The organism is Frigoribacterium sp. AC759 (assembly GCF_979256015.1).
In genome coordinates, this window is sequence record NZ_CEEDMT010000204.1 from 1 (window position 1) to 234 (window position 234).

Consider the following 234-nt stretch of genomic DNA (forward strand, 5'->3'; position numbering starts at 1 on the left):
GCAGGTCGCGCACCGCACCTCGGTGCGGGTCATGCCGAGGCGGTCGTCGTCGATCAGCTGCACGGCCTCGGGGTTCACCGCCTCGTCGAAGCTCGGCCAGCCGCAGTTGCTGTCGAACTTGGTGCCGCTCTTGAACAGCTCGGCGTTGCAGGCGGCGCCGGCGTCTACGCCTGCGCGGCTCTCGTCGAGCAGCTCGCCCGTCCACGGGCGCTCGGTCGCGGCCTCGCGCAGCAC

1 protein-coding gene is annotated in these 234 nt (G+C 72.2%); it reads right to left on the bottom strand.

All coding sequences use genetic code 11. The annotated features are described in order from the left end of the window. A partial coding sequence (locus ACZ6JE_RS15670; RefSeq protein WP_464319550.1) for a peptide-methionine (R)-S-oxide reductase occupies positions 1-234 on the bottom strand: 234 nt, incomplete at both ends.